Origin of the sequence: Fictibacillus sp. NRS-1165, assembly GCF_050468105.1 — a bacterium.
GTDB classification, from domain to species: Bacteria; Bacillota; Bacilli; order Bacillales; family Fictibacillaceae; genus Fictibacillus_C; species Fictibacillus_C terrinigri.
Genome location: NZ_JBDPNU010000033.1, coordinates 14012 through 35624, shown reverse-complemented (window position 1 = coordinate 35624; position 21613 = coordinate 14012). Strand labels below are relative to the sequence as shown.

At 47.0% G+C, this 21613-nt stretch carries 18 protein-coding genes, 1 pseudogene and 2 riboswitches; of the genes and pseudogenes, 5 read left to right on the top strand and 14 right to left on the bottom strand.

Annotation, left to right across the window (positions count from 1 at the left end):
* From ABHN01_RS16270 to ABHN01_RS16210, 13 genes are all read right to left on the bottom strand, one after another.
* The gene (locus tag ABHN01_RS16270) at window positions 1-363 is read right to left on the bottom strand and encodes an EsaB/YukD family protein (protein WP_429876396.1); all 363 of its coding nucleotides are present in this window, start codon (window positions 361-363) and stop codon (window positions 1-3) included.
* Between the two features lie 15 nt (window positions 364-378).
* Window positions 379-1176 carry a PP2C family serine/threonine-protein phosphatase gene (locus ABHN01_RS16265; protein WP_429876395.1) on the bottom strand — a complete coding sequence of 266 codons (798 nt, stop codon included), beginning with the start codon at window positions 1174-1176 and terminating at the stop codon, window positions 379-381.
* Window positions 1177-1215: 39 nt separating this feature from the next.
* A complete protein-coding gene (locus ABHN01_RS16260) occupies window positions 1216-1983 on the bottom strand; it encodes a vWA domain-containing protein (RefSeq protein WP_429876394.1) in 768 nt (255 codons plus the stop codon).
* A 344-nt stretch (window positions 1984-2327) separates the two neighbouring features.
* Entirely contained in the window at window positions 2328-3626 is a 1299-nt protein-coding gene (locus ABHN01_RS16255; RefSeq protein WP_429876393.1) for an NCS2 family permease, read from the bottom strand.
* Window positions 3627-3748: 122 nt separating this feature from the next.
* Window positions 3749-3850: riboswitch (purine riboswitch) on the bottom strand.
* A gap of 134 nt (window positions 3851-3984) precedes the next feature.
* Window positions 3985-5523, bottom strand: a complete 1539-nt coding sequence (gene guaA / locus ABHN01_RS16250; RefSeq protein ID WP_429876392.1) for a glutamine-hydrolyzing GMP synthase — start codon at window positions 5521-5523, stop codon at window positions 3985-3987.
* A gap of 135 nt (window positions 5524-5658) precedes the next feature.
* A riboswitch (purine riboswitch) is annotated at window positions 5659-5760 on the bottom strand.
* Window positions 5761-5801: 41 nt separating this feature from the next.
* Window positions 5802-7991 carry a transglutaminase TgpA family protein gene (locus ABHN01_RS16245; RefSeq protein ID WP_429876391.1) on the bottom strand — a complete coding sequence of 730 codons (2190 nt, stop codon included), beginning with the start codon at window positions 7989-7991 and terminating at the stop codon, window positions 5802-5804.
* The gene (locus tag ABHN01_RS16240; RefSeq protein ID WP_429876390.1) at window positions 7978-9249 is read right to left on the bottom strand and encodes a DUF58 domain-containing protein; all 1272 of its coding nucleotides are present in this window, start codon (window positions 9247-9249) and stop codon (window positions 7978-7980) included. Before ABHN01_RS16240 ends, ABHN01_RS16245 begins: the two co-directional genes overlap by 14 nt.
* Window positions 9246-10223, bottom strand: coding sequence for an AAA family ATPase (locus ABHN01_RS16235; RefSeq protein WP_429876389.1), 978 nt, complete (start codon window positions 10221-10223; stop codon window positions 9246-9248). Before ABHN01_RS16235 ends, ABHN01_RS16240 begins: the two co-directional genes overlap by 4 nt.
* A 234-nt stretch (window positions 10224-10457) precedes the next feature.
* Window positions 10458-10709, bottom strand: a complete 252-nt coding sequence (locus ABHN01_RS16230) for a phage holin family protein (protein WP_290401986.1) — start codon at window positions 10707-10709, stop codon at window positions 10458-10460.
* A gap of 153 nt (window positions 10710-10862) precedes the next feature.
* Window positions 10863-12440 (bottom strand): SagB family peptide dehydrogenase, encoded by a 1578-nt coding sequence (locus ABHN01_RS16225; RefSeq protein WP_429876388.1) that lies wholly within the window; start codon window positions 12438-12440, stop codon window positions 10863-10865.
* 22 nt (window positions 12441-12462) lie between these two features.
* Window positions 12463-14406: a TOMM precursor leader peptide-binding protein gene (locus ABHN01_RS16220; RefSeq protein WP_429876387.1), complete on the bottom strand. Its 1944-nt coding sequence runs from the start codon at window positions 14404-14406 to the stop codon at window positions 12463-12465.
* A complete protein-coding gene (locus ABHN01_RS16215; protein WP_429876386.1) occupies window positions 14403-16361 on the bottom strand; it encodes a putative thiazole-containing bacteriocin maturation protein in 1959 nt (652 codons plus the stop codon). Before ABHN01_RS16215 ends, ABHN01_RS16220 begins: the two co-directional genes overlap by 4 nt.
* A 186-nt stretch (window positions 16362-16547) precedes the next feature.
* The gene (locus ABHN01_RS16210) at window positions 16548-16880 is read right to left on the bottom strand and encodes a heterocycloanthracin/sonorensin family bacteriocin (RefSeq protein WP_429876385.1); all 333 of its coding nucleotides are present in this window, start codon (window positions 16878-16880) and stop codon (window positions 16548-16550) included.
* A gap of 543 nt (window positions 16881-17423) precedes the next feature.
* On the opposite strand from ABHN01_RS16210, the gene ABHN01_RS16205 reads away from it, so the two are divergent.
* From ABHN01_RS16205 to ABHN01_RS16185, 5 genes and pseudogenes are all read left to right on the top strand, one after another.
* Window positions 17424-17831 carry a hypothetical protein gene (locus ABHN01_RS16205; protein WP_429876384.1) on the top strand — a complete coding sequence of 136 codons (408 nt, stop codon included), beginning with the start codon at window positions 17424-17426 and terminating at the stop codon, window positions 17829-17831.
* A 43-nt stretch (window positions 17832-17874) separates the two neighbouring features.
* The gene (locus ABHN01_RS16200; protein WP_429876383.1) at window positions 17875-18114 is read left to right on the top strand and encodes a hypothetical protein; all 240 of its coding nucleotides are present in this window, start codon (window positions 17875-17877) and stop codon (window positions 18112-18114) included.
* A 96-nt stretch (window positions 18115-18210) separates the two neighbouring features.
* Window positions 18211-18342 (top strand): hypothetical protein, encoded by a 132-nt coding sequence (locus ABHN01_RS16195; RefSeq protein WP_429876382.1) that lies wholly within the window; start codon window positions 18211-18213, stop codon window positions 18340-18342.
* Window positions 18329-18556, top strand: a pseudogene (locus ABHN01_RS16190) (GH32 C-terminal domain-containing protein); the annotation flags it as partial. The gene ABHN01_RS16195 and the pseudogene ABHN01_RS16190, both read left to right, overlap by 14 nt.
* Window positions 18557-18704: 148 nt before the next feature.
* The gene (locus tag ABHN01_RS16185) at window positions 18705-19601 is read left to right on the top strand and encodes a DMT family transporter (RefSeq protein WP_290401981.1); all 897 of its coding nucleotides are present in this window, start codon (window positions 18705-18707) and stop codon (window positions 19599-19601) included.
* 97 nt (window positions 19602-19698) lie between these two features.
* Here ABHN01_RS16185 and cstA read toward each other — a convergent pair whose 3' ends face one another.
* Window positions 19699-21492: a carbon starvation protein CstA gene (cstA, locus tag ABHN01_RS16180; protein WP_429876381.1), complete on the bottom strand. Its 1794-nt coding sequence runs from the start codon at window positions 21490-21492 to the stop codon at window positions 19699-19701.
* Between the last annotated feature and the right edge of the window lie 121 nt (window positions 21493-21613).

Here is a 21613-nt window from a genome sequence, read left to right as displayed (position 1 = left end):
TTAATCGATAATTTTCCATGCATAATCCATGCCCGATGGTTCCTCGGGATGGTCGTCTTCCACGTAATCATCACTGGCCATGAAATCATCTTCTTTTGGCAGAGATGACTGCGGCTCTTTGCTGAACCGCAAGAAAGTCCCATCCCATATGCCGGCATCCGCCAGCGATTTCTTTTTCTCCAATCGGAACCAGTTTTTCTGATTGAAAGAGTATTCCAGGTCATAGGGCTCTTCTCCCCATCCCATGGCGTGTCCCGCCCACTCGTGAAGGGCCTCTGCAATCTTCTTGCTCTCCAGATGGTTGGGCAGTCTTAAGTCTTTTTCACTGTCATTATGTATAAAGGAAACAATAATTTCTTCCATTGATTCTCTTCCTTTCTACCAGGCGATATCCAGAAAGGATAAATCATCGCTCAGCGGAGATTGGAGTGATTTTTTCACAAGGATCTGGAGCTGATCCGTCGTCGGCAGCTGCTTTAAACCGTCAATCACGGATAACCCGTCGGAATATACCGCAATCCTGTGGACTCCACCCAGTGATTGCCCGGTAACGGTATGAATGTCTCCGCCAATGAGCCCGTCCTTTGTGGACCATCGCTTTTTCGTTTCAGGCATCATTTCGCCCTTAGCCGTTACCTCCTCGGATGAATCCCAGATTCTTAAGCGGATGTCCCCTGATGATGCCAGAAACACTCGGGCCTGATTCGTCATCTCATCGGCCATGCCGATCCTTCCGCAGATGAACATCGTTTCGCTGCCCTTTGTCCGCTTTTCTTCAAGCACTTCCCTTAAAATCGGCGGCATGGAAGCCGGAAGGCGGTGTTTTCGAATCGTCTCTGTTCCTTCTTCCGTCAGCTTTGCCAAATAAAAAGCAAGCTTCTCTTTAACAGCGGCTTCATCGTTGAACTCATCTGCTGGCAGCTCTCCGAGCCAGCGAATGAGCTTTTCCGATAAAAAGCGGGCGGCAAGATCCCCGCAGAAGGAAAGACTGACCCCATCGCATACGGCGAAAACGAGGGTTCGATCCTTTACTTCAAACGCTAAAAAATCCTGTCCTGAATCATCAGCTTCCTGCGTTTCACTGGACCTTGCATAACCGTAACGGATAGAAAAGGGATCCCGGTAAACCGACGATACCGGCGTTTCTTTCTTTTGATCACTATAATACGTATACATGGATTCACCTCAAGGTTAATGGAATGGTAAGAAGGCAGATTAACGGACAGGTGTGGCGGCTGACATCTGAAATCCGAGTGAAACCAGGTCCGCATTCGTGCCCGGCAGCATCATGAGCGCTCCGGGTTCGATCTTATATCCTGTTTCGATCATCATTTCCCGGTAGCTTTCCGGCAGCGGGCTGGAAAGGCGTTTCAGCTTGTTGCCATAGTCTTCATCGAGCACCGTTTCATACATGATGCCCGGCCACATTTTGGAGTTCTCAATCGGCTTGGATAAAATTTCGTCCGAGATAAAAATATTTTCGACGAGCACTTTTCCGTCGGGTACGGATAGATTCATGATTCTTTGCACGATCGGCTCCGGATCTTCCCCGGTATAGGCCCCGTCAGTCATGTGGCATATTAATGGCGCAGGACAGTCCTGCATCTTGTCCAGCTCCTGCAGCAGGATTTTTTCTGCAGCAGAAAACGCCTTGGCAGTGTTCGTCAGCCGCTGGGTCTGGACATTATCAAGCGGCTTCATTCTTGCAAGCTCATCAATGCCTTTTATTCCGCCCAAAACATCAAAGACATTGTCACTGTAGGCTAAGATGGAAACTTTGTAGCGCGGGCTAAGCCGGCTACCCTTGGTTGAACGGAACACCATCTGGCGGATCGCGGAATTCAGTGCGCTCGTCACCACATCAATCCTTCTTTTTTCTTGTCCGTTTCCGGCATCCATCATCTGGTTCATGGATGCGCTGATATCGAGCAGGTACATGATGTACGCTGGTGTTTGCTGTGTAGCTTGAAGACGATAATCCATGGTTTCTCTCGACCCCTATAATTTAATAATTTCTGTAAGTTACCCTTATTGTAAGGAAAATTAGTGGAAAAGTGTAGCTAAGTTCGTGATTCTGTTTTACTACGGGACTATTTCCCTATCATTTACGTTTTTATACGATAAATCCCAGATGTATTTTTACTGTGAGTTGGCAGCTTGGCAGATTTACTTACGGAGATGGGAGGGTTACTCCCCGTTTTATGTGGTTTACTCTCAGAAACGGACCGGTTACTCACGGAAACACAACGTTTACTCACCAATCACATCATTTTCATAAAAAAAGCACCCGGGCAGTTCACTGCCTGGGCGCTTCCCATCTATGTGTCCTACTCCACCAAAAAGGCAAAGTAACAGATAAAGATCACGAATAATACATACATGATCGGATGAATTTCTTTTCCTCTTCCTTTTACGAGCATTGTTACCGGGTACATCACGAATCCTAGCGCGATCCCTGTTGCAATGCTGTACGTAAGCGGCATCGCGATGATGGTTAAGAACGCCGGAACCGCGATTTCAAGCTTGCTCCATTCGATCTTGCCAAGCACCCCAACCATGAGGACACCGACGACGATCAATGCCGGAGCCGTTACCGCAGGCGTTACGACGACCAAAAGCGGTGAGAAGAATAAAGCTAACAATAAGAACAACCCTGTAACAACCGACGTGAAGCCTGTACGTCCGCCGGCAGCAACACCGGAAGCTGATTCGATGTAAGCTGTTGTAGAAGATGTACCAAGAGTCGCACCGACTACGATCGCTGAAGAATCGGCCAATAACGCGCGTCCTGCACGAGGAAGCTTATTGTCTTTCATGATTCCTGCCTGGCTGGCAACCGCCATGATCGTACCGGCTGTATCAAAGAAATCAACAAAGAAAAATGTGAGTACAACAACAATCAAATGTGGTGTAAATACTTTATCAAAATGGTTGAATGCTTCACCAAATGTCGGCGCAAGGCTTGGAACTGAACCCACAATTTTATGAGGTGCATCAATTAAGCCAAAGACCATTCCGGCGATGGCCGTGATCACCATACCATAGAAGATTCCACCTCTCACCCCGCGTACAACCATAAGGATAGTAACGATAAATCCAAAGATGGCAAGCAATGTATCGGGCTTCGTCAAATGGCCCAGCCCTACGAAAGTGGCTTCATTGGAAACAACAATCCCTGCACTCTTTAAACCGATAAAAGCGATGAACAAGCCGATTCCGCAAGCCGTTGCGTATTTAAGCTCGACCGGAATCGCGTTGATGATCGTTTCACGAATTTTAAAAACAGTGATCGCAATAAAAATAAGTCCAGATAATAAAACACCAGATAGCGCCGTCTGCCAAGGAATGCCCATGCCGAGCACAACGGAGAACGTAAAGAACGCGTTCAATCCCATTCCAGGTGCAAGTGCGATCGGGTATTTGGCAACAAGGCCCATAAACAGTGTCCCGTAAGCAGCAGCGAGCGCCGTTGCGGTAAACACGGCTCCTTTATCCATTCCCGTCTGTCCAAGGATCGAAGGATTAACAAAAAGGATGTATGCCATGGACAAGAAAGTCGTCAGTCCAGCGATAAATTCTTTTCGGTAGGTCGTGCCGTGTTCATCAAAGCTAAAATAGTTCTTCATCATAATCCCCCTGATTATAAATATTGAAAAACAAAAAAGCTCAAGGTCTCTCTACCTTGAGCTCACATACAAAGGGAAATAGAAATCAAATGACAAAATCAGTGTGATCCACTGAATTCATATGATGTTCCATGTACCTTCGTAGTCAGGCCATTTACGGCAGCCTGGTAGAAACTTTCGGGCCATATCCCCGAATTTATACGAAATGACTAACGCCTCAGCGCTAAAAGCCATAAAGCCATAAAGCTTTTACAACCGTGACTTTTTTACTGTTTACATGGAAATTATACAAATTGCTACAGATTCCGTCAATCTATTTACGAATAATTTTATTGGAAATTTATGAAACGTTCGTTTTTTACTCCCACTCAATCGTTGCAGGCGGCTTGGACGTGATGTCATACACTACACGGTTGATGTGATTCACTTCATTTACGATGCGCGTAGAGATCTTCTCCAGCACTTCGTATGGGATACGTGCCCAGTCGGAAGTCATACCGTCGATGGACGTTACCGCACGGATGCCGATGGTGTAATCATACGTTCTCATGTCTCCCATTACCCCTACGCTGCGGATATCAGGAAGGACCGTGAAGTACTGCCATACATCGCGCTCAAGGCCTGCTTTACTGATCTCGTCACGCAGGATGAAGTCAGATTCGCGGACAATCTCAAGCTTCTCGTCTGTAATCTCGCCAAGGACACGGATGCCAAGCCCTGGACCCGGGAACGGCTGGCGCCAAACGATAGCATCAGGAATACCAAGCTCTGTTCCAACCTTACGAACTTCATCTTTAAAGAGTGTGTTCAACGGCTCGATCAATGTAAACTTCATGTCCTCAGGAAGTCCGCCCACATTATGGTGAGACTTGATCGTTTGTGCTGTAGCTGTTCCGCTTTCTACGATGTCCGTGTAAAGCGTACCTTGCGCAAGGTAGTCTACACCCTCCAGCTTGCTTGCTTCTTCATCAAAAACGTAAATGAATTCGTTGCCGATGATTTTACGTTTTAATTCTGGGTCGGACACTCCTTTAAGCTTGCCCAGGAAACGGTCTTTTGCATCCACTTTGATGACGTTCATGTGGAAGCCTTCACTGAAGGTTTTCATAACGCTGTCAGCTTCACCTTTGCGGAGGAGTCCGTGGTCGACGAAAATACAAGTGAGCTGGTCGCCGATCGCTTTATGGATCAATACGGCAACAACGGAGGAATCGACGCCGCCGGAAAGTGCGCACAATACGCGTTTGTCGCCAACGGTCTGACGGATTTTTTCCAATTCGTCTTCGATCCAGTTTTCCATCGTCCAGTTGCCTTCACATTCACAGATGGCAAAGATAAAGTTCTTTAGCATCTCATTTCCATATTCACTGTGGCGCACTTCCGGGTGGAACTGTACACCGTACAAGTGGCGGGAGATATCGCTCATTCCCGCGACCGGACAGGAAATGCTCGTCACGTCCGTTACAAATCCTTGTGGAGGAGCAACAACAAGGTCACTATGGCTCATCCATGTTACCTGCTGTTTTGGCAGTTCTTGATACAGCTTGCTTTCATTTACAACCTTAATTTCTGCTTTCCCGTACTCACGGTGGTTGGCGCGCTCTACTTTTCCGCCGAAGTGGTGAGTCATGAGCTGCATGCCGTAGCAGATTCCCAATACCGGAATGCCAAGGTCAAAAATAGCTTCATCCGCTGAAGGTGAACCTTCTGCATATACGCTGTTCGGCCCTCCGGAGAAGATGATTCCCTTTGGATTCAACTTCTTGATTTCTTCTGCAGTCGTTGTGTGCGGAAGCAATTCACTGTATACCCCAAGATCACGAATACGCCTTGCGATCAGCTGGTTGTATTGGCCCCCAAAATCAAGAACGACGATCATTTCACTGGCTAAATTCATTCTGTCACCCCATCTATTGATCTTTCCGTAGTATTTGCCAAATTTACCCTCACATATCCTTTTCTTTGACAAAAAAACCGGAATCCCAGCTCTGTTTTTTCAGCAAAAAAAAACAAAGGCAGAATTCCGGTTGTACATAAAGAACCCTGCCTTCATAGTCAGGCCATTTACGGCAGCCCGGTAGAGACTCTCGATCCTTATTATCGAGGATATACGAAGGTGAATAATATTGATGGCATTGTATCTTAAGCACATTCTAACAATGGCTTGTCAGGCGGTCAACCCCGCAGCTTTTTAATTAAATTTTCCCACAATTCCTTGTTGGTTTCTGTCCATGGATCCGCCATCTGCTTATTGCTGTATTGAAGGGATTCATATGCCGAAGTGAGCCTCCTCATATCCCGAGTGTCCAGCGAACGGTCAACATATACCGCATATTCCCTCAGGGTATAGGAAGGATCCTTTTTCAGCCCGTAAAGCTGGGTCAGCCAGAGGAGGCGATCGTACGCATCTGCAAATGTTCCTGACCCATTCCTCCTGCGGAATTTCCAGATGTAATACTGACGGAGCCATTTTTTTCGGAAAAGAAGAGCAAGAAGTGCTGCAGCCACGGTAAGCGGAATCACGTAAAGCAAGGCTGTGCCGATGATGGCTAACGTTCCGTCTCCATTTTGTCCCTTGCTGGCCGATTGTTCCTTCTTATCAGGCTGTACTTGCTTTTTATCATTCTTCTTGACCGGAGGGGCGACTGGCGCAGACGCGCTTTTCATTTCCTCTTCGATCGGAGTTGGATTGGAAAACCCTCTTGTCGGTTCAAAAGGCACCCATCCGACGCCTGCAAAATAAACCTCCGGCCAGGAATGGGCATTGGCATTCGTAATTTTATACGTCTTGTACACGTTTTTCGTATCCTGATACTCACCGTACGTGAAGCCTTTCACCCAGCGTGCAGGAATGCCGACTGAACGAAGCAGTACGATCATGGAAGTAGAAAAGTTATCACAGTACCCTTTTTGTGCATCAAATAAAAACTTGTCCACGTAATCTTCGTTTTTCTTCGGGACCCTCACATCGACGGTATCATAGCCAAAATTATTGAGCGAGAAATAATTTTCAACCGCCTTGGCTTTGTCATACGGGTTATCTTCATTCTTTACGATCCGGGCCGCCAATTTTTTCACCCGCTGAGGGAGTTCTGCAGGAAGCTGCAGATAATATTGCGTCACATACTGCGGATAGGACTGGCTGCTTTCCCTTAACTTTTTCTTATCGTACAGCGGAAGTTCATACTCCAATTTATATTGCTTAAGCCGGGTTGGATTGCCCCCGTTCGTCGTATTGATCTGACCGGTCAGCGGATCAAGCATAAAGTCCACGTTCTTTTTCGCTTGAATGGAAGTAATGACGCCTGGTGAAACGATGAACGGATAGGTCTTCGCCATATTGATCGAGGCTTCCTCTTTCACCATCTGAGCTCCTCCCTGTTCAATAAGACTGGAGCCGGGAGCGGCATACTCCACAGATCGTCTGTCTAACAGAAGCTGTTCGTTGGAGAAGGAGTTCTCCCATCCTTTCCCGGTATAGGCATCCTTCGTTTCAACGCGCCAGTAGTGCCTTTCTTTAACGGTTGCTGTAAAAACCTCTTTGTAATCAAATTTGAACGGTCCACCGAGACGGCTGTCGTTCGTTCCGTATCCGATCCGGGCAAACCGGGTGTTGATACCGGCTCCCTCTTCCCCTTTATCCGACATGGACGTGATAAAAGGCACCGGGTCTGGCCATTGCGGAGAGGCTTTGGGCGCCAGCAGGCCCAGAGTGGAAGACAGCGCGATGACAACGGTGAGCGGAACCATCCACATGACGGGGAATCTTCCCTTCATGAGGGAAAAGCCCTCCGCCTCCACAATTTTCATGATCCGCAGGATACCGACAAGAATCAGTCCGATAAACACTGTTCGCACGATCGCCATCTTTGCATCATACGGTGTAAACGTATCCAGGACCGTGATATAGAGAACGGTGATGAACAGGAAGAGAAAGATCCGCTTCGCCTGAATGAGCCAGTAATGCATGAGGTAGCTCACGAGCCAAAGCAATATGAAGAACAGCAGTGACCGGCTCAGCGATGACATTTCGGTCCATTGCTGATCCCAGATGAGCGCGAGGCTGCTCTGTAAATCACCGATCAAGTGAGGAACCCATTGAAACGAAAGAAAAACATCCGGGTAATACAGGGCATGCACCGCATAAAGCAGTGCGATTAACTTGATCGCAAAAGAAATCCAAAACGGCAGCCGGAAATACGCAACAATGAACAAAAACGCGGTGAACACGACAAAGATCTGTGTGTCCTCGGTTGACGTGATCTGAGTAAGGGGCCTGAGCCATTCCCACAGGAGCATAAAGCCCAAAGCATAAAGAACAAGAGAATATACAGACGGCGGCCGGTTTTCATTAAATGGTTGCACGGCTTGCACCTGCCTTTATTGCGTCACTGAACCTCGGCCCGTTAATGGAAACCGCAGGAATTAAACTATTGTTTAAACGGTGGATGTACGTCAGTTCTTGAGGGTGGAGCCTTTCATTGGACGACATATAGAAATACACCACGTTGACCTGGCGGGCCGAAATCATCTCCAGCGTCTTGGTCATCACATCATCGAGCAGCGGAGAGATGATCACCATGGTTCTTCCCTCAAGCCTGCCATCGGCGAATTCCTTTTTAAGCCATTCATAAAAAGGTTGCTTTACATCCGGCTGAACGCCTGCCAGCTCATGAAAGATCCTCCATTCGTGGTCCGTGCCGCTGTTCATCGCCAGCTGTCCTTTCCTCCGGGAACTGTGCAGCCCTAGGGACGCTCCCTTTTGGACCGAATAATGCGTGATGGAAGCTGCAAAGGAAACCGCCTTTTCAAACAGCCAGTTCTGATTGCCATAGCTTTGTTCAGATTGATCCAGCACAATGACATAATCGTCGTTGCGCTGATGTTCAAAGACTTTGGTGAGGAGTTTGTTGGATCGCGCACTCGCCTTCCAATGCAGCCAGGACAGCCGGTCTCCCGGTGCATAGTCCCTGACGCTCACCGTTGATGTATAGTCCGTCAGCGATTTTCTGCCGGCTCGCTGAATCCCGCTCTGAAGATGCTTGTCCATCTCCCAGCGCCCGATCTCTTGATACCTTGGATAGATGAAGACCTTGTCCGAAAGGTTTACTTTGATTTCTTTTTGTACAAAACCGAACACATCCCCGGTTTTGAGCGCGATGCTGTTCAGCTCGTAAACGCCGCGAGGGACCGGTTTGATCCGGTACGTATAGACGAGCTTCTTTTTAAACAAAGGAAAGAACAGCACCCGGGAATGGATCTGACCCTCTTCTCCTCCATGAACCGCTTCTTTATATAAAGGAGCGGGAATCTCGTCATGGATGACGAGGTAGAACAGCGGAAAAGGAGTTTTTCGTTTCAAACGGATGGTCACAGTCAGTTCCTCACCGGCCATCAGCAAATCCTTGCTCAGTTCCCTCGTCAGCTGAATATGATGAAGGGGATAGAAGACCATCGTTGCCGTATAGATGGTAAAAGGAAAAACACTGTAAAACAAAAACCAGCTCACAAACCCACCCTGAAACATCGCGTACGAAAAGGTCAGGCCCAAGAGGATGATAATACCCGCAAGGCCAAGCGGGGTTTTATATTTGCTGTTCAGCTTCCACTTTAGCCGCTTCATCTCGCATGCTGCCCCTTCTGGATGGGAACAGGCACACGGTTCAGAAGGTCTCGGACGACCGTATCAGCGGTCTCTCCTTCAAACCTGGCTTCCGGCTTTAAAAGAATTCGGTGTGTCAGGACGAATGGAGCGAGGTATTTCACATCGTCAGGCACAACAAAATCCCTGTCCATCATAAAAGCATGCGCTTGGGCGGCTTTCATCAGAGCCAGTGATCCCCTTGGGCTGGCACCCAAATAAATGGATCGGTGGTTGCGCGTGCGGTTCACGAGATCTATGATGTATTTCTTTACGGTTTCATCCACGTAAACGGCCTTCACCTGTTCCTTCATACCGTTCAGTTCCTCGGCCGTGACGACCGGCTTCAAGTGATCGATCGGATGATCCTGCGTGATGAGGCTTAAGATCGACATCTCTTCATCAGGTGTTGGGTAGCCCATGTTCAGTTTTAAAAGAAATCGATCCAGCTGGGCTTCAGGGAGCGGATATGTTCCTTCATATTCAATCGGGTTCTGGGTAGCCATGACGAAGAAAGGGCTCGGCAGGATGTGGGTCCGGCCGTCTACGGTGATGCTCTTCTCTTCCATGGATTCTAAGAGGGCGGATTGTGTCTTGGGGGAGGTGCGGTTGATTTCATCTGCGAGTATGACATTTCCCATGAGCGGCCCGGCTCGAAATTCAAAGTTCATTTCCTTTTGATTGAAGATGGAAACACCCGTAATATCAGAAGGCAATAGATCAGGAGTAAACTGGATCCTGCTAAACTGAAGTCCCAGTGACTTTGCGATCGCACGGACCATCATGGTCTTCCCTACGCCCGGCACGTCTTCAAGCAGCACATGTCCCCCTGCAAGCAAAGCCACTATGCTTAACTCTGAAACTTGCTTCTTTCCTACCATGACATTTTCTATATTTTTAATAACAGCCTCCAGTTCAGAACGGTAGCTGTCAAACTTCACTTTGTTTGCACTCATGCGGTGAGCCCCCTTTATAATAGGCGGTACGGCGGCAATTTCTAAAAAAGTTATACCCCCGTTTGATGCCTGATAACCCTAGTCCCCAAAATGCAGTCTAGGTTCTATTTCCTATTTTAATAACATTCGCAACGGGCGGGCATAACTCCTTGTTTTCGACAAACTTTTCTAGGATTTCCATCGGATGTAAAAAGGCCGCCTGGAAACGGCGGCCCTGTTTTATTGTTATCGTGTTTATTTCTTGGCGGATGACCCTTCTGCGAAATATTTTACGCCTGCTACGGTTCCGATCCCGAGAAGCGCATATTTCAGACCCACTAATGTGGAATGCGGGGTAGCGCCGCCTGCTTCCCAGAACGAATACAGCACCCCTAATACAATGGCCACAATGGGTATATACCGGTTCGACACCTTCGACGTATGGCGGATTGCATACAGAACGACGGCAAGCCCTACATATGGCGCAAAGTTATTGATCAAGTCCATCCTTCGCCCTCCTTTGATTGAGAAGCTTTATTAGTAAAATGTATTGTGGTCTTCTCCAAGAAAGAACTAAAAATGCGGCCGTTGTTACCTTTGTGATGCAGGGTATTATAAACCCGGATTCCTTAGCAGGACTCCGGGTTTTTCTTTCCTCTTCTAGCTATGCAGCATCCCCTTCAACCAAGGGCGGGGATGATAATGCCCCACCGGTACTTGAATGAGGCTCGTTTTCCCTTGCGGTTTCATCTTGTATAGCTCGTCGCACATGCCGGGTTCAAATCCAAGGAGAGGATGCCCGCCCATCCCGAGGGCTGACGCCGTAAGCAGCAATCGCTGCACCAGCATACCGGCTTCCATTTGCTGAATGCGATAACCTCGATAGCCTAATGACGTTTTGAGGAAATTCATTTCCCCCGCCACATGCAGGCAAAGCGGCACTTGGAACAGATTAACATTATGGCCTGCGCTCCCTTGCTGCATCGCAGACCGATAGTCTCCGGCATTGATTTGCCGTAACCGGTGATTTTCGGCGTCATAGCAGAAGGCACCATTCTGTATACCTTCAACGCCATACATGCATCCATAGAGCGAGACACGGTATTGGGATCCCTCATGTGCTTCATCCAAATCATTTCGATACGCGAAGGAATCCGTCGCTTCCTTAAGCAGGGTGGCCAGTTTCTGCTGGCTTACCTTCCTTAAAATGAAATCCGTGTCCAGTGAATATCGCTTTCGGCAGACCGAAGCAAGATCGTAAGATAACCGTTCCACGTGAGGCAGGGCCACCCATTGACCCTCACCATTGACCCTCTTCTTCTTCTCTATTCGCTGAAACGAACCTGTTGATTCCATCATGGATGCTTCGTTCATTTTTATGATCATTGGATACTCCGCCACTCTGCCAGAACGATCGTAGTTTTCATGCGGAACAGCTGTTAACTCCTGGCATAAATTTTCGGAAGTGGCCATCACGCCCTGGACCTCCCTGTCAGCAAACCAGGTGGATGAAGGTTCTGCCGACAAAGGAATAACCGCGTACACGCTCTCCTCCTGTCCGGCGAGCCCAAGCAAGTGGTTCAACGCCCGGTCAAGAAATTGGAAGCAGACTCCAGACTCGAAGCGGAACCGTTTCGCCACTTCCAACAATTGTCCGATTAATGCACCAGCATCCAGCCCTTGCAGACGGTACGCAAAGTTATGGTATTTAAAGAAATTTTTCCAAAACACCGTCGACACAAAGATAGTGCCAACACAAGCAGACACGTCACATCGGTTCCCTAGCGCCTGAGCCAAATACGAATCGTAATTACCTTCCCGCAATAGTATTAAGCGGTGGTGTGCAGCATCATAATGGTATACACCGTGAGGCAAATCTTCTGCCTTCAAATACACGTATAACTCGTTTGGATACAATGCCCCACCGGATGGAACAAACCGCCGGAAAGACTGCATGAGGCCATCCGGTGCGGCAGCACCGCTGCTCGAGGCTGACTGGCTTAATTGAGTGATCCCGTATACGTACCAGAGTAAATCGCCGATTCCGCGAAGGTCCGGCTTCACTGGTGTTTCCTGTCCTTCAAGCGTCAGCGGCACTTCCAGGGACAACGGAAATACAGGCAAGCCGCGGTAAAGTTTATATGGAAGCGGTGCATCTTCCCAATCCACTTCCCAGTGCGGTGGTCTTATCTTGTCAGTATTAAAATGCAGATTGTGCAGGAATTCATCTAGACTCATCCCTTTCCCTCCTAAACACGACTTATGGAAACGGATGGGGATATGGATTGAGCTGTTCAGCAGTCAGCATCTGGTTTGCATACCCAAGCTCCACCGGCACCCTCAGCACCCTTTCCAGCCCTGTCACACGGGTAAAAAGATGTCCGAATGTCATCGGAATCATTCCCGGAATAAGGACTTTCACGCAAGACAGCCCGTTTCGTTTGATTTCCGGTGTCGTCTGGTCCACCACAATCACTTCCAGGTTCAAATCACGAAACACTTGAAGAATATCCAGCAAATCATCGGTTAAATCATCATGCGTTGTCTTCGGCTTGAATTGATCTTCATAGGTTCGCAATGGCCGAGCTTCATCCAATAAAAATTGCAGCCGATCCTCCGCTTGCGGCAAACTGTACAGCATGGAATGGTCCTCCATCTGCCGTACCAAAGACGAATCATCCAACATTCTCAAATACTTTTCACGGTTCGCCTCAAATTTTTCATCCAACGACATCAGCATGCCGGCCAACTCGTGAATCGCTCCTTTTGTCGCCCGGACCGGATCCGGATGAGCTCCGGCTGCACAGATTATATTCACGCCTTTTTGTTTTCTGTTTTTCGCGATCGCCCACACACTTGGAATCCCGTTTTCCGTTGTTGAATTAAACAAATGCAGATCAAACCCTGCCACAGCTTGCATACGGTCGACCATCAACCCCAATTCTTGATCATTGGCGGAATAAGGATCAAGCCGCGGAATCTGGAGCTGTGCGTACCAGGTCATCAGGAAAGAATCGCGTTCCACCACTTCCAGGATTCCATAGAAAATGGCCTCCTCCAACGTCCCGCCAAGCGCGCATCCATTCGAATTTTCATAGACAAAGCCCTTCCCATAGTCCAAACCATAATACGCGAGAAACTCTGGAACTAAAATCGGACGCTCCTGCAAAAATGAATAACCCCATACCCAATTCATCGATTGATCAGGATTAAACGGTTTAAACGGAAAACCACGCTTCCCATACTGTTCCTTCGAATATACACCTACCTTAACAGGATTGAGTGCTTGCCCCTGCAGATTACGGAAGCTGTCATGAATCACCGTCTTTTTTCCGCGTGGTGACATTCCACAATGGCGTTCAACCCCCTCCAAAATCGCGGTTAATTCGCTTACCGCATATGAATGGGTACGCCCGGCAGTTCCCTCGTCCCCCGTGAACAGCGGCAGATTTACACTGGCATCTGCAAACGGCGATACGAGATCGACCATTTTACGGTTCAGAAAACCGGTCCGGGAATCGAGGTAATCCTTGGCAAGAACTTTTTTCAGGTCATCCATTGGCCGGCAGCGATAACTGTCGGGGCTGACCTTTGGACTTGGCTGCAGCGATATTCGCGACGCCTCCGGTGAATCATCAGGTAATTGTCCGCAAACGGGACAAAACGGGTCGGGCAGAAAAAAGTGAATTGAGCTCTTCAACGTTTTCAGACTGATTAAAAACAGGTGTCCTTCCGAAAGCGGTCTGCCCCCTTCCAATATCCTCTGTGCTTCAGACACGATGAAATAAGCTACCTGCAAAAGTCCCGTGCGTGATGCCCACGTGTCCGTTGGTATTCCCCCTTGTGATGCCATCCTCTTTTGCAGCTCCCGCATCTCCTTGCGGTCGCGTCCAGCCATCAAGCGCCTCATATCCGCACATCGTGAGCAGCCAGGCGCATGGGGCCGAACGAACGGCCCGATTACTCCCTCACCGAATGAAACAAAGCCCCGAAGCCAAGGAATGCCGAGTGACTGGAACATCTCTTCAGCCTTCTCATGGATAGGCTGAAGCCAGGCGTCGCTTAAGACCAGTGCTAAATTCGCCGCTTTTGTTACCCCAGCCTCGACATCGGCCTGACGAACGACCTCGTATTGGCTGGACAGTTCTTCACTTACTCGCTTTGCCAAAAACCCTTCTCCGACAATCACCACGACAGCGCTCATCTGGATGACTCCTCCCTCAACGCCACACCAAACACCCCTGCCAGGTGGTCTTTTGAAAACTGCTCCAGCTCCAGTTCACAGACGAGGAGCTTCTTGCGGTTCTGTTTTAACACCTGCATGGCTGACTGTAAAACCTCTATGTTTACAGTCTCTTCACATGCGGGAAAAGCAAGATTAAGAATCTCGTTTTCTTTTAATAACAGGGATGAAAGCTCCAGCACTCCTTCCGCAGATGGGATGGATGCTTGGTTCTGGGCTTTTATCAGTGCATGCTGTAATACTTTCCGCAATGCCAGTGTCAGATTCAAGCCTGCACTGCCATACCAAATGCCGCCAGTACGAACCCATACTACAGGAAAACCCGACACATCTTTTCCTAAGCCGATTACCGATGCTCCCTGCATCGCAGACAATGACTGCAAATAGAATTGGCACCGTTCATCTTCTATCACTTCTAACTGCACTTGAAAGACCGGTATCTTCTTGTTCCTTTGTTGCTTGACCAGCTCTTCCATTAAACATTTTTGCAAGCCTCTGCAGACGCCTTCCTCGACCGTTTCCCCAATTCCGACACCCACAAAATCATGTAATCCAACCATTCTGTCCTGCGGTGAAAGCAGATCTGGAAGAAGCAGATCGGCCATTCGTGCCACATACGTTTCAATCCCGGCAAGACCCGCTTCCCGCCTTGCTTCCTCATGTGTCATACCTGTACAGATCATTTCCGGCAGCAGCTCAGCGGGCCCTTCCGACAATGGATCAACAGCCTGAACGCGGCACTGGGCCAGCGGCAGCTGCTTCAAGTCACCCTCCTCCCAAATATGCAAAATCCCTGCTTCCATCGATGTTAATTGATTTAAATAAAGAAGCATTTCACTGGATTTATCTTCACTGGAGCCCCTCTCAAGCCGACGATCAAGATCTTGAATCCATTCAGCTGATGCACGCCCTGTCACCAGTGGATGTGGCATGAACCAATGCCAGTTGCCTTCGAGTGTTTCCAGATCCAAAAAGAAGAGCTGATTCGTCTGTGAAGGTTCGGTCACTCCTGTCACATGTTTGAACCATTCAAACACAATCACATTCGCCAGCATAGCGCCTGCAGTGAAGGAGATGTCGTTCAGCCCTTGATCTTTGCTAATTGCCGCTTTATGTACACGGCGCCACGCAGACTCCCAGCATCCATCAGAGTCCGGATGTACCAAAGGACCTGCCATGCCCGCGTGCTCCACACATATAGCTGGCAGTAAAACCTTCTTCTCCTCCCTGCAAACGGTATGAAGGAAGCGCAGTTCCTCTACATCGCCAGACTGCGACACATACAAAATCGAATCAAAAGGCTTTACAGCTTTCCGCCAGGAACGGACCCCCTCCATCTTCAATGGGACTTCGTCTAGTTCGACCTCAGGGTCCGTTTTTCGGGCATGTATCACAAGCTCCTCCAAACGCCGGCGATTGGTGGGCATTGAGTCCGTAATCAATACATGAAGCTTGGGCAGACCGGATTCAATCAATGCTGAAACAAGCGATACCAAAAAAGGACCGGAGCCCACAGCCAACACTTTCGCCTGGCGGTACGTTTGAAATCGGTAAGCACCCGAATCTACGGAACTTGCCAAAAATTCAATTTGCGATGCATATTTTTTTAGCACCTCATCCGTCAATTGATGCGGGCGATCTTGGCTTATGTCCTGAATAAAGCCATTTTCATGAAGTGTTTCGGCGATTTCAAATATCCGGTTCCGATATTGCTCAGGCAAGCCGCCTGTCAAATCCTCCAGGGTGTGCTCTCCATTGAACATCGGTATCAGTTTCTCCACCCACTGATCGATTCCACTGCCTTTCATACGGAACGAGATTAAATTGTTTCGAAAATACACACCACCCTTTGGATCAGGAAGAAAATACGTATCCCTTTTCACCTTCAAACGCATAGATGGGTCCAAGTTTGTCATTCCGGTCCTCCTAACCAAATGAATTGTCTCGAATTTGGACATTACTTTCATTACCATCCTATGCACCGCAATTTGTATCTTATGTCTAAGCTTATAGAGAAAAAGCAAAGGGATCTTCACCTCAAATGGTGAGATCCCTTTATGAATCTGCCCGAAGCTTTTCTTTAGGCAGTCACAAACCATCTGTTATTCACCATGGCCACCAGAACAACGTCCTCCGCAATTATGGCAGTTCGAGCAGTTATGGCAGTTGGAGCAGTTATGACAGTTGGAACATCTAAAGCAGTTTGAGCATCTAAAACAGTTAAAACAGCTCACACAGTTAAAGCAGCTCACACAGTTGAAACAGCTTATGCAGTTAAAGCAGTTAAAGCATCTGAAGCAACTCGAGCATCTAAAGCCAGCGATCTGCCGAGGGTCAATTTCGTAATGATTTTGTGCGTCCCAAGGAACAGCCTCTTCCGCCTTGTAATCACCAACATTCAAATTTTGAATGTCTTTCTGGAAATCATCATTCATTTGCACAGCCTCCTCCTGTTAATTTAAACAACTGTTCAGTAGGTTTTTTGCGGGTAGTTAACGATAAATAAGAGAAATCAATTACTCCAATCCTAAAATCTTCGCATCTTTTCTCAACAGCCTATGAAATAAAATGGGTTATGGTTCCATACATAATACTTATTTAAGAGAGGGGTTATCCTAAAACCGTGAATATAAAATGATTTTTAAAAAACTAGTTCTGCATAACATGTCCGCTGGGTTGACGATCCCAAACAATTGGCCTATATCAAGGAAAAATCATGACAGAGCCATTTTATTAGCTTAAAATTTTTTAACAAACGAAATATATGTTTGCACGATGATGACGTTTATACATAAGAGCCATTATCCATTGGTCCTTTAGCCCGAGAAAGGGGGGTCTTTTATGAAAAGCATTCGAAACCGTCTATTGCTGATGCTTCTTCTTTTTATCATCGTGCCTTATTTTTTAACGGTCTTCTTCATATATGGCTTTCCAAAAAAAGTGTGGAGCGGCATGAACTTGAAAACAGCCGGGAGCAAATGCAAAGGAATGCGGATGAACTGGATCAATATTTTGATGATATGGTCAATCTCCCCTATGTCCTGTACCGAAATCCGGATTTATTCAGGATCTTCGAGCACGGGTTTGAAGATTCCATTTATCTTGATCAGTCCTCCATGGAAAAAAGCATGGAGACCTTCTACCTCATGAGAAAGGAAATCCGCCAGCTGCGGTTTTATATCGCCAAGGATCAAGAATCGTTTACGGTTTATAATGCCACTGTCAGTACACGTAAACATCAGCCGCACTTATTAAAGCAGAACCCTATGAAACAACTTTATAACTCCGAGCAAAAGTACATGATTGAGCCGCCGCATCGGCTTGAAAACTACAATAACGTGGCGATCGTTCCCCAATCCGACCAAACGATTGACGCTTCATCATAAGATTGTCGATGTCCTATCCAGCAAGTTTCTCGGGATGATGACGATGGATATCGACTTAGGCCCCTATTCACGCATTGTAGAAAAATTGGAAAAGAAAGATGGCGCCTCTGTCCTGCTGATTGATTCCGATAACCATATTATGTACGCAAATGATTCTGCTCTTATTGGCAAATCGGTTCCTTCCCATTTAAAAAAGCAAATAAGCTCGGCAAGCGGGAAAACCAACGAAAACATTCTCTTCTCCAAACCTTATCAGGTCCACTCGACCAATGGAAACTGGTGAAGATTACGCCAAGTGATGTCCTGTTCGCCAATGTGAGGAATACGGCTTATACCAATATTCTGATTGGATTGGGTCCGATCCATAGAAGGCGGAAATATGAACGTTTTTTTTGATACCGGCAGGAATGATGAAATTGGCCATTTGGAAACGCATATTAAAGAAATGATGAACCGGATCAACCTCCACATTGACCGTGAATATAAACTTGACAATGCATACATTCGTTGAAAGCAAGGCGCCATTTAATCCTAGCAAGCGGACAGTGCATTTAAAAATCCTTGTTGATAAGACGAGTATTGAAGTGTTTGTTGATGATGGGAAAGTGGTTCATTCGAACTTGATTTCTCCTGACTATGAGGATGAAAGTATTACGCTTTACTCTGATGGAGGCACAGCTGCTTTCTCCAATCTTAAAATAAAGCATATAAAATCCAGCCGTTGAATACGATTAAAAGATAAAAACGCCAAACCTTGATCAGCCAAGGTTTGGCGTTTTATTATCCTACACATACAACGAGAGAGCATTTAACTTGTTATCTTTTTCTAAAGGCGTATGATTGTTAAAGTACTTATGTCAAGGAGGCACGACTATGAAACAGCTTTCGCGGCCGCAAACCATCCTGCTGCTCACATTTCTTGTGATGGTATGGGGTATCAATTGGCCATTATCCAAGATCGCACTTAACTATACACCGCCATTATTGTTTGCCGGAATTCGAACGATTCTGGGCGGCCTTATTTTACTTATTTTTGCACTTCCAAGATATAAAAGCCTTCGTTTTAAAGAAACATGGCATTTTTACTTCATTTCTGCTTTTTTTAACATCATCCTTTTTTACGGTCTTCAAACGGTAGGTCTCGGGTTTGCACCAGCAGGTTTGTTTTCGGCCATTGTCTTCATTGAGCCCGTGCTGCTTGGGATTTTCTGTTGGATTTGGCTTGGCGAATCGATGTATGGATTAAAAATGATTGGGTTGATCCTTGGCTTCGCAGGTGTTGCGATTATAAGTGCAAGCGGATTTACAGGTGATATTTCGGCTCTTGGCATTATTCTAGCTCTTGGCTCTGCATTAGGCTGGGGATTAGGCACGGTTTATGTCAAAAAGACAGGTGATCGTGTTGATTCCATTTGGATGGTTACCGTACAGCTTATTATTGGGGGGCTTTTCTTATTAAGTGCAGGCTCCGGATTTGAGAGTTGGTCAAATATCCGGTGGGAAATGCCATTTATAGCTAACCTGTTATTCATCTCTACCTTTGTCATTGCCTTTGGCTGGCTGGCTTTCTTTACACTCGTCGGTTCAGGTGAGGCGAGCAAAGTCGGATCATTCACTTTCCTGATCCCGCTAATCGCAATTCTTTGCAGTTCTTTCTTATTAAATGAAAATATTACACTTAATCTTGTAGTCGGTCTGTTATTTATCGTCATTAGTATTTTGTTTGTAAATATGAAGCTAAAATCAAAAATGGTAAATAAAAGTGTTTAACTGCGTGGTATTTTCCAACAGAATCATAAAACAAATAGAAACAAGGGAACACATCAGGTGCTCCCTTGTTTCTATTATGGCAAAAAGCCATTAGAATCTATGCAGATTTAGCTTCCAGCTGTCTGCGTGGAGAGTTCCACATCTCTGCCCATTTTTTCACAGCGGCCACCATAATGATGACTCCGAGGATCAGCATAATTACGGACAGAACGGCATTAAGCATGTTGTAGCCTGGGTTATCCGGGTTTAGATAAACATTTTTGACCATCCAGTAACCGGCATAATTGACGGTGACAAAGAGATAGGCCAGGGGAACAAGGCAAGTGAGCATATATCTTCTCTTATCGGCCATTTTTAAAATGACCGTGGCACCAATAATTAATCCAATCGATGCCATCATCTGATTCGATACCCCGAACAGCGCCCAGATCGAGCCAATATCCCCTGAATAGAGAAGATATCCCCACATGAAGCAGGCAAGCGCACTGGCGATAATCGATCCAGGAACCCAATCCGTTTTCTTCAGCGGCTTATAAAATTCGCCAAAGAAATCCTGGATCAGGTAACGGGCCACGCGAGTCCCTGCATCGATCGCTGTTAAAATAAACACTGCTTCAAACATGACCACAAACTGAAAGAAGTAGGCTGAGAGCTTGGCGAACCAAGGAATTCCCGTAAAGATGTACGTCATCCCGACTGCAAGCGTTACCGCACCGCCTGTTCTGCCTTCCAGATTCAGACCGATTTCACGGCTGAGTTCAGGCAAATTAACGACATCCATCCCCAATGTTTTAAATACCTCAGGAGTGGAGTTGATCGCAAAATAGTCAGCCGGGTGAAGCGCTGTCGCTGCAATTAAAGCCATAATGGCAACCAGACATTCAACGAGCATTCCGCCAAATCCGACGACCTTAATATCCGACCATTTATCAAGCATTTTAGGTGTCGTACCTGAGCCCACAAAGGCGTGGAATCCGGATATCGCTCCACAGGCAATCGTAATCGAGATAAATGGCCAGACCGGGCCGGCTAAAATCGGACCGCCGCCATCAATGAATTTTGTAAAAGCCGGGAATTCAATCGATGGGTTAATAATGAAGACACCGATAATCAAGGCAATGAATACACCGATTTTCATAAAACTGCTTAAGTAATCCCTTGGTGCGAGCAGCAGCCAAACCGGCAGCGCTGCGGCAAAGAAGGCATATATAGGTAAAATGACCGCTAGCGCTTTTGTATCAAGCGTCAGCCAGTCCCCAAGAACGGTCCCTTGAATCTGGGGTCCCATAAAGACACCGACCATGAGTAGAATAAACCCGACCGTAGAAGTGAATTTCAAATTGCCGGTTTTTTTATAAACGATACCGACTCCCATCGCGATGGGAATGGTAATGCCGACAGCAAATGTACCCCATGGATTGTTTTCAAGCGCATGCAGAACAACCATGGACAGCCCCGCCATCGTAATCGTAATGATAAATAGCATTGCTAGGCCTGTACAAAACCCAGCTACAGGACCCAGTTCATCTTTCGCTACTTCCGAAAGTGATTTCCCTTTTTTGCGCATGGAGGCAAACAATACAACCACATCATGGACAGCTCCGCCCAGTACTGCACCGATCAAGAGCCAGAGCAGCCCTGGCAGATATCCGAATTGAGCTGCTAATATTGGACCTACGAGCGGTCCTGCAGCGGCAATCGCGGCAAAGTGATGTCCGAATGACACCCATTTATTCGTTGGAACATAATCCTTGCCATCGTTTAATTCATGTGCCGGGGTTGGCTTAGAATCATTTAATTTCATGACTTTTGCAACCATAAATGTTCCATATAACCGATAAGCAATCATTAATATGCAAATGGATCCAATAACAATTGTAACCGCATTCAATTCATTCTCCCCCTCTGCCTTCATTGAGTTTCTGTAAACTTTATCTTACTAAATGAAAACGCTCACACAGGGTTTTCATTTTAAAATGCAGAAATAAGGAGATGAATGACAGAATCCCACA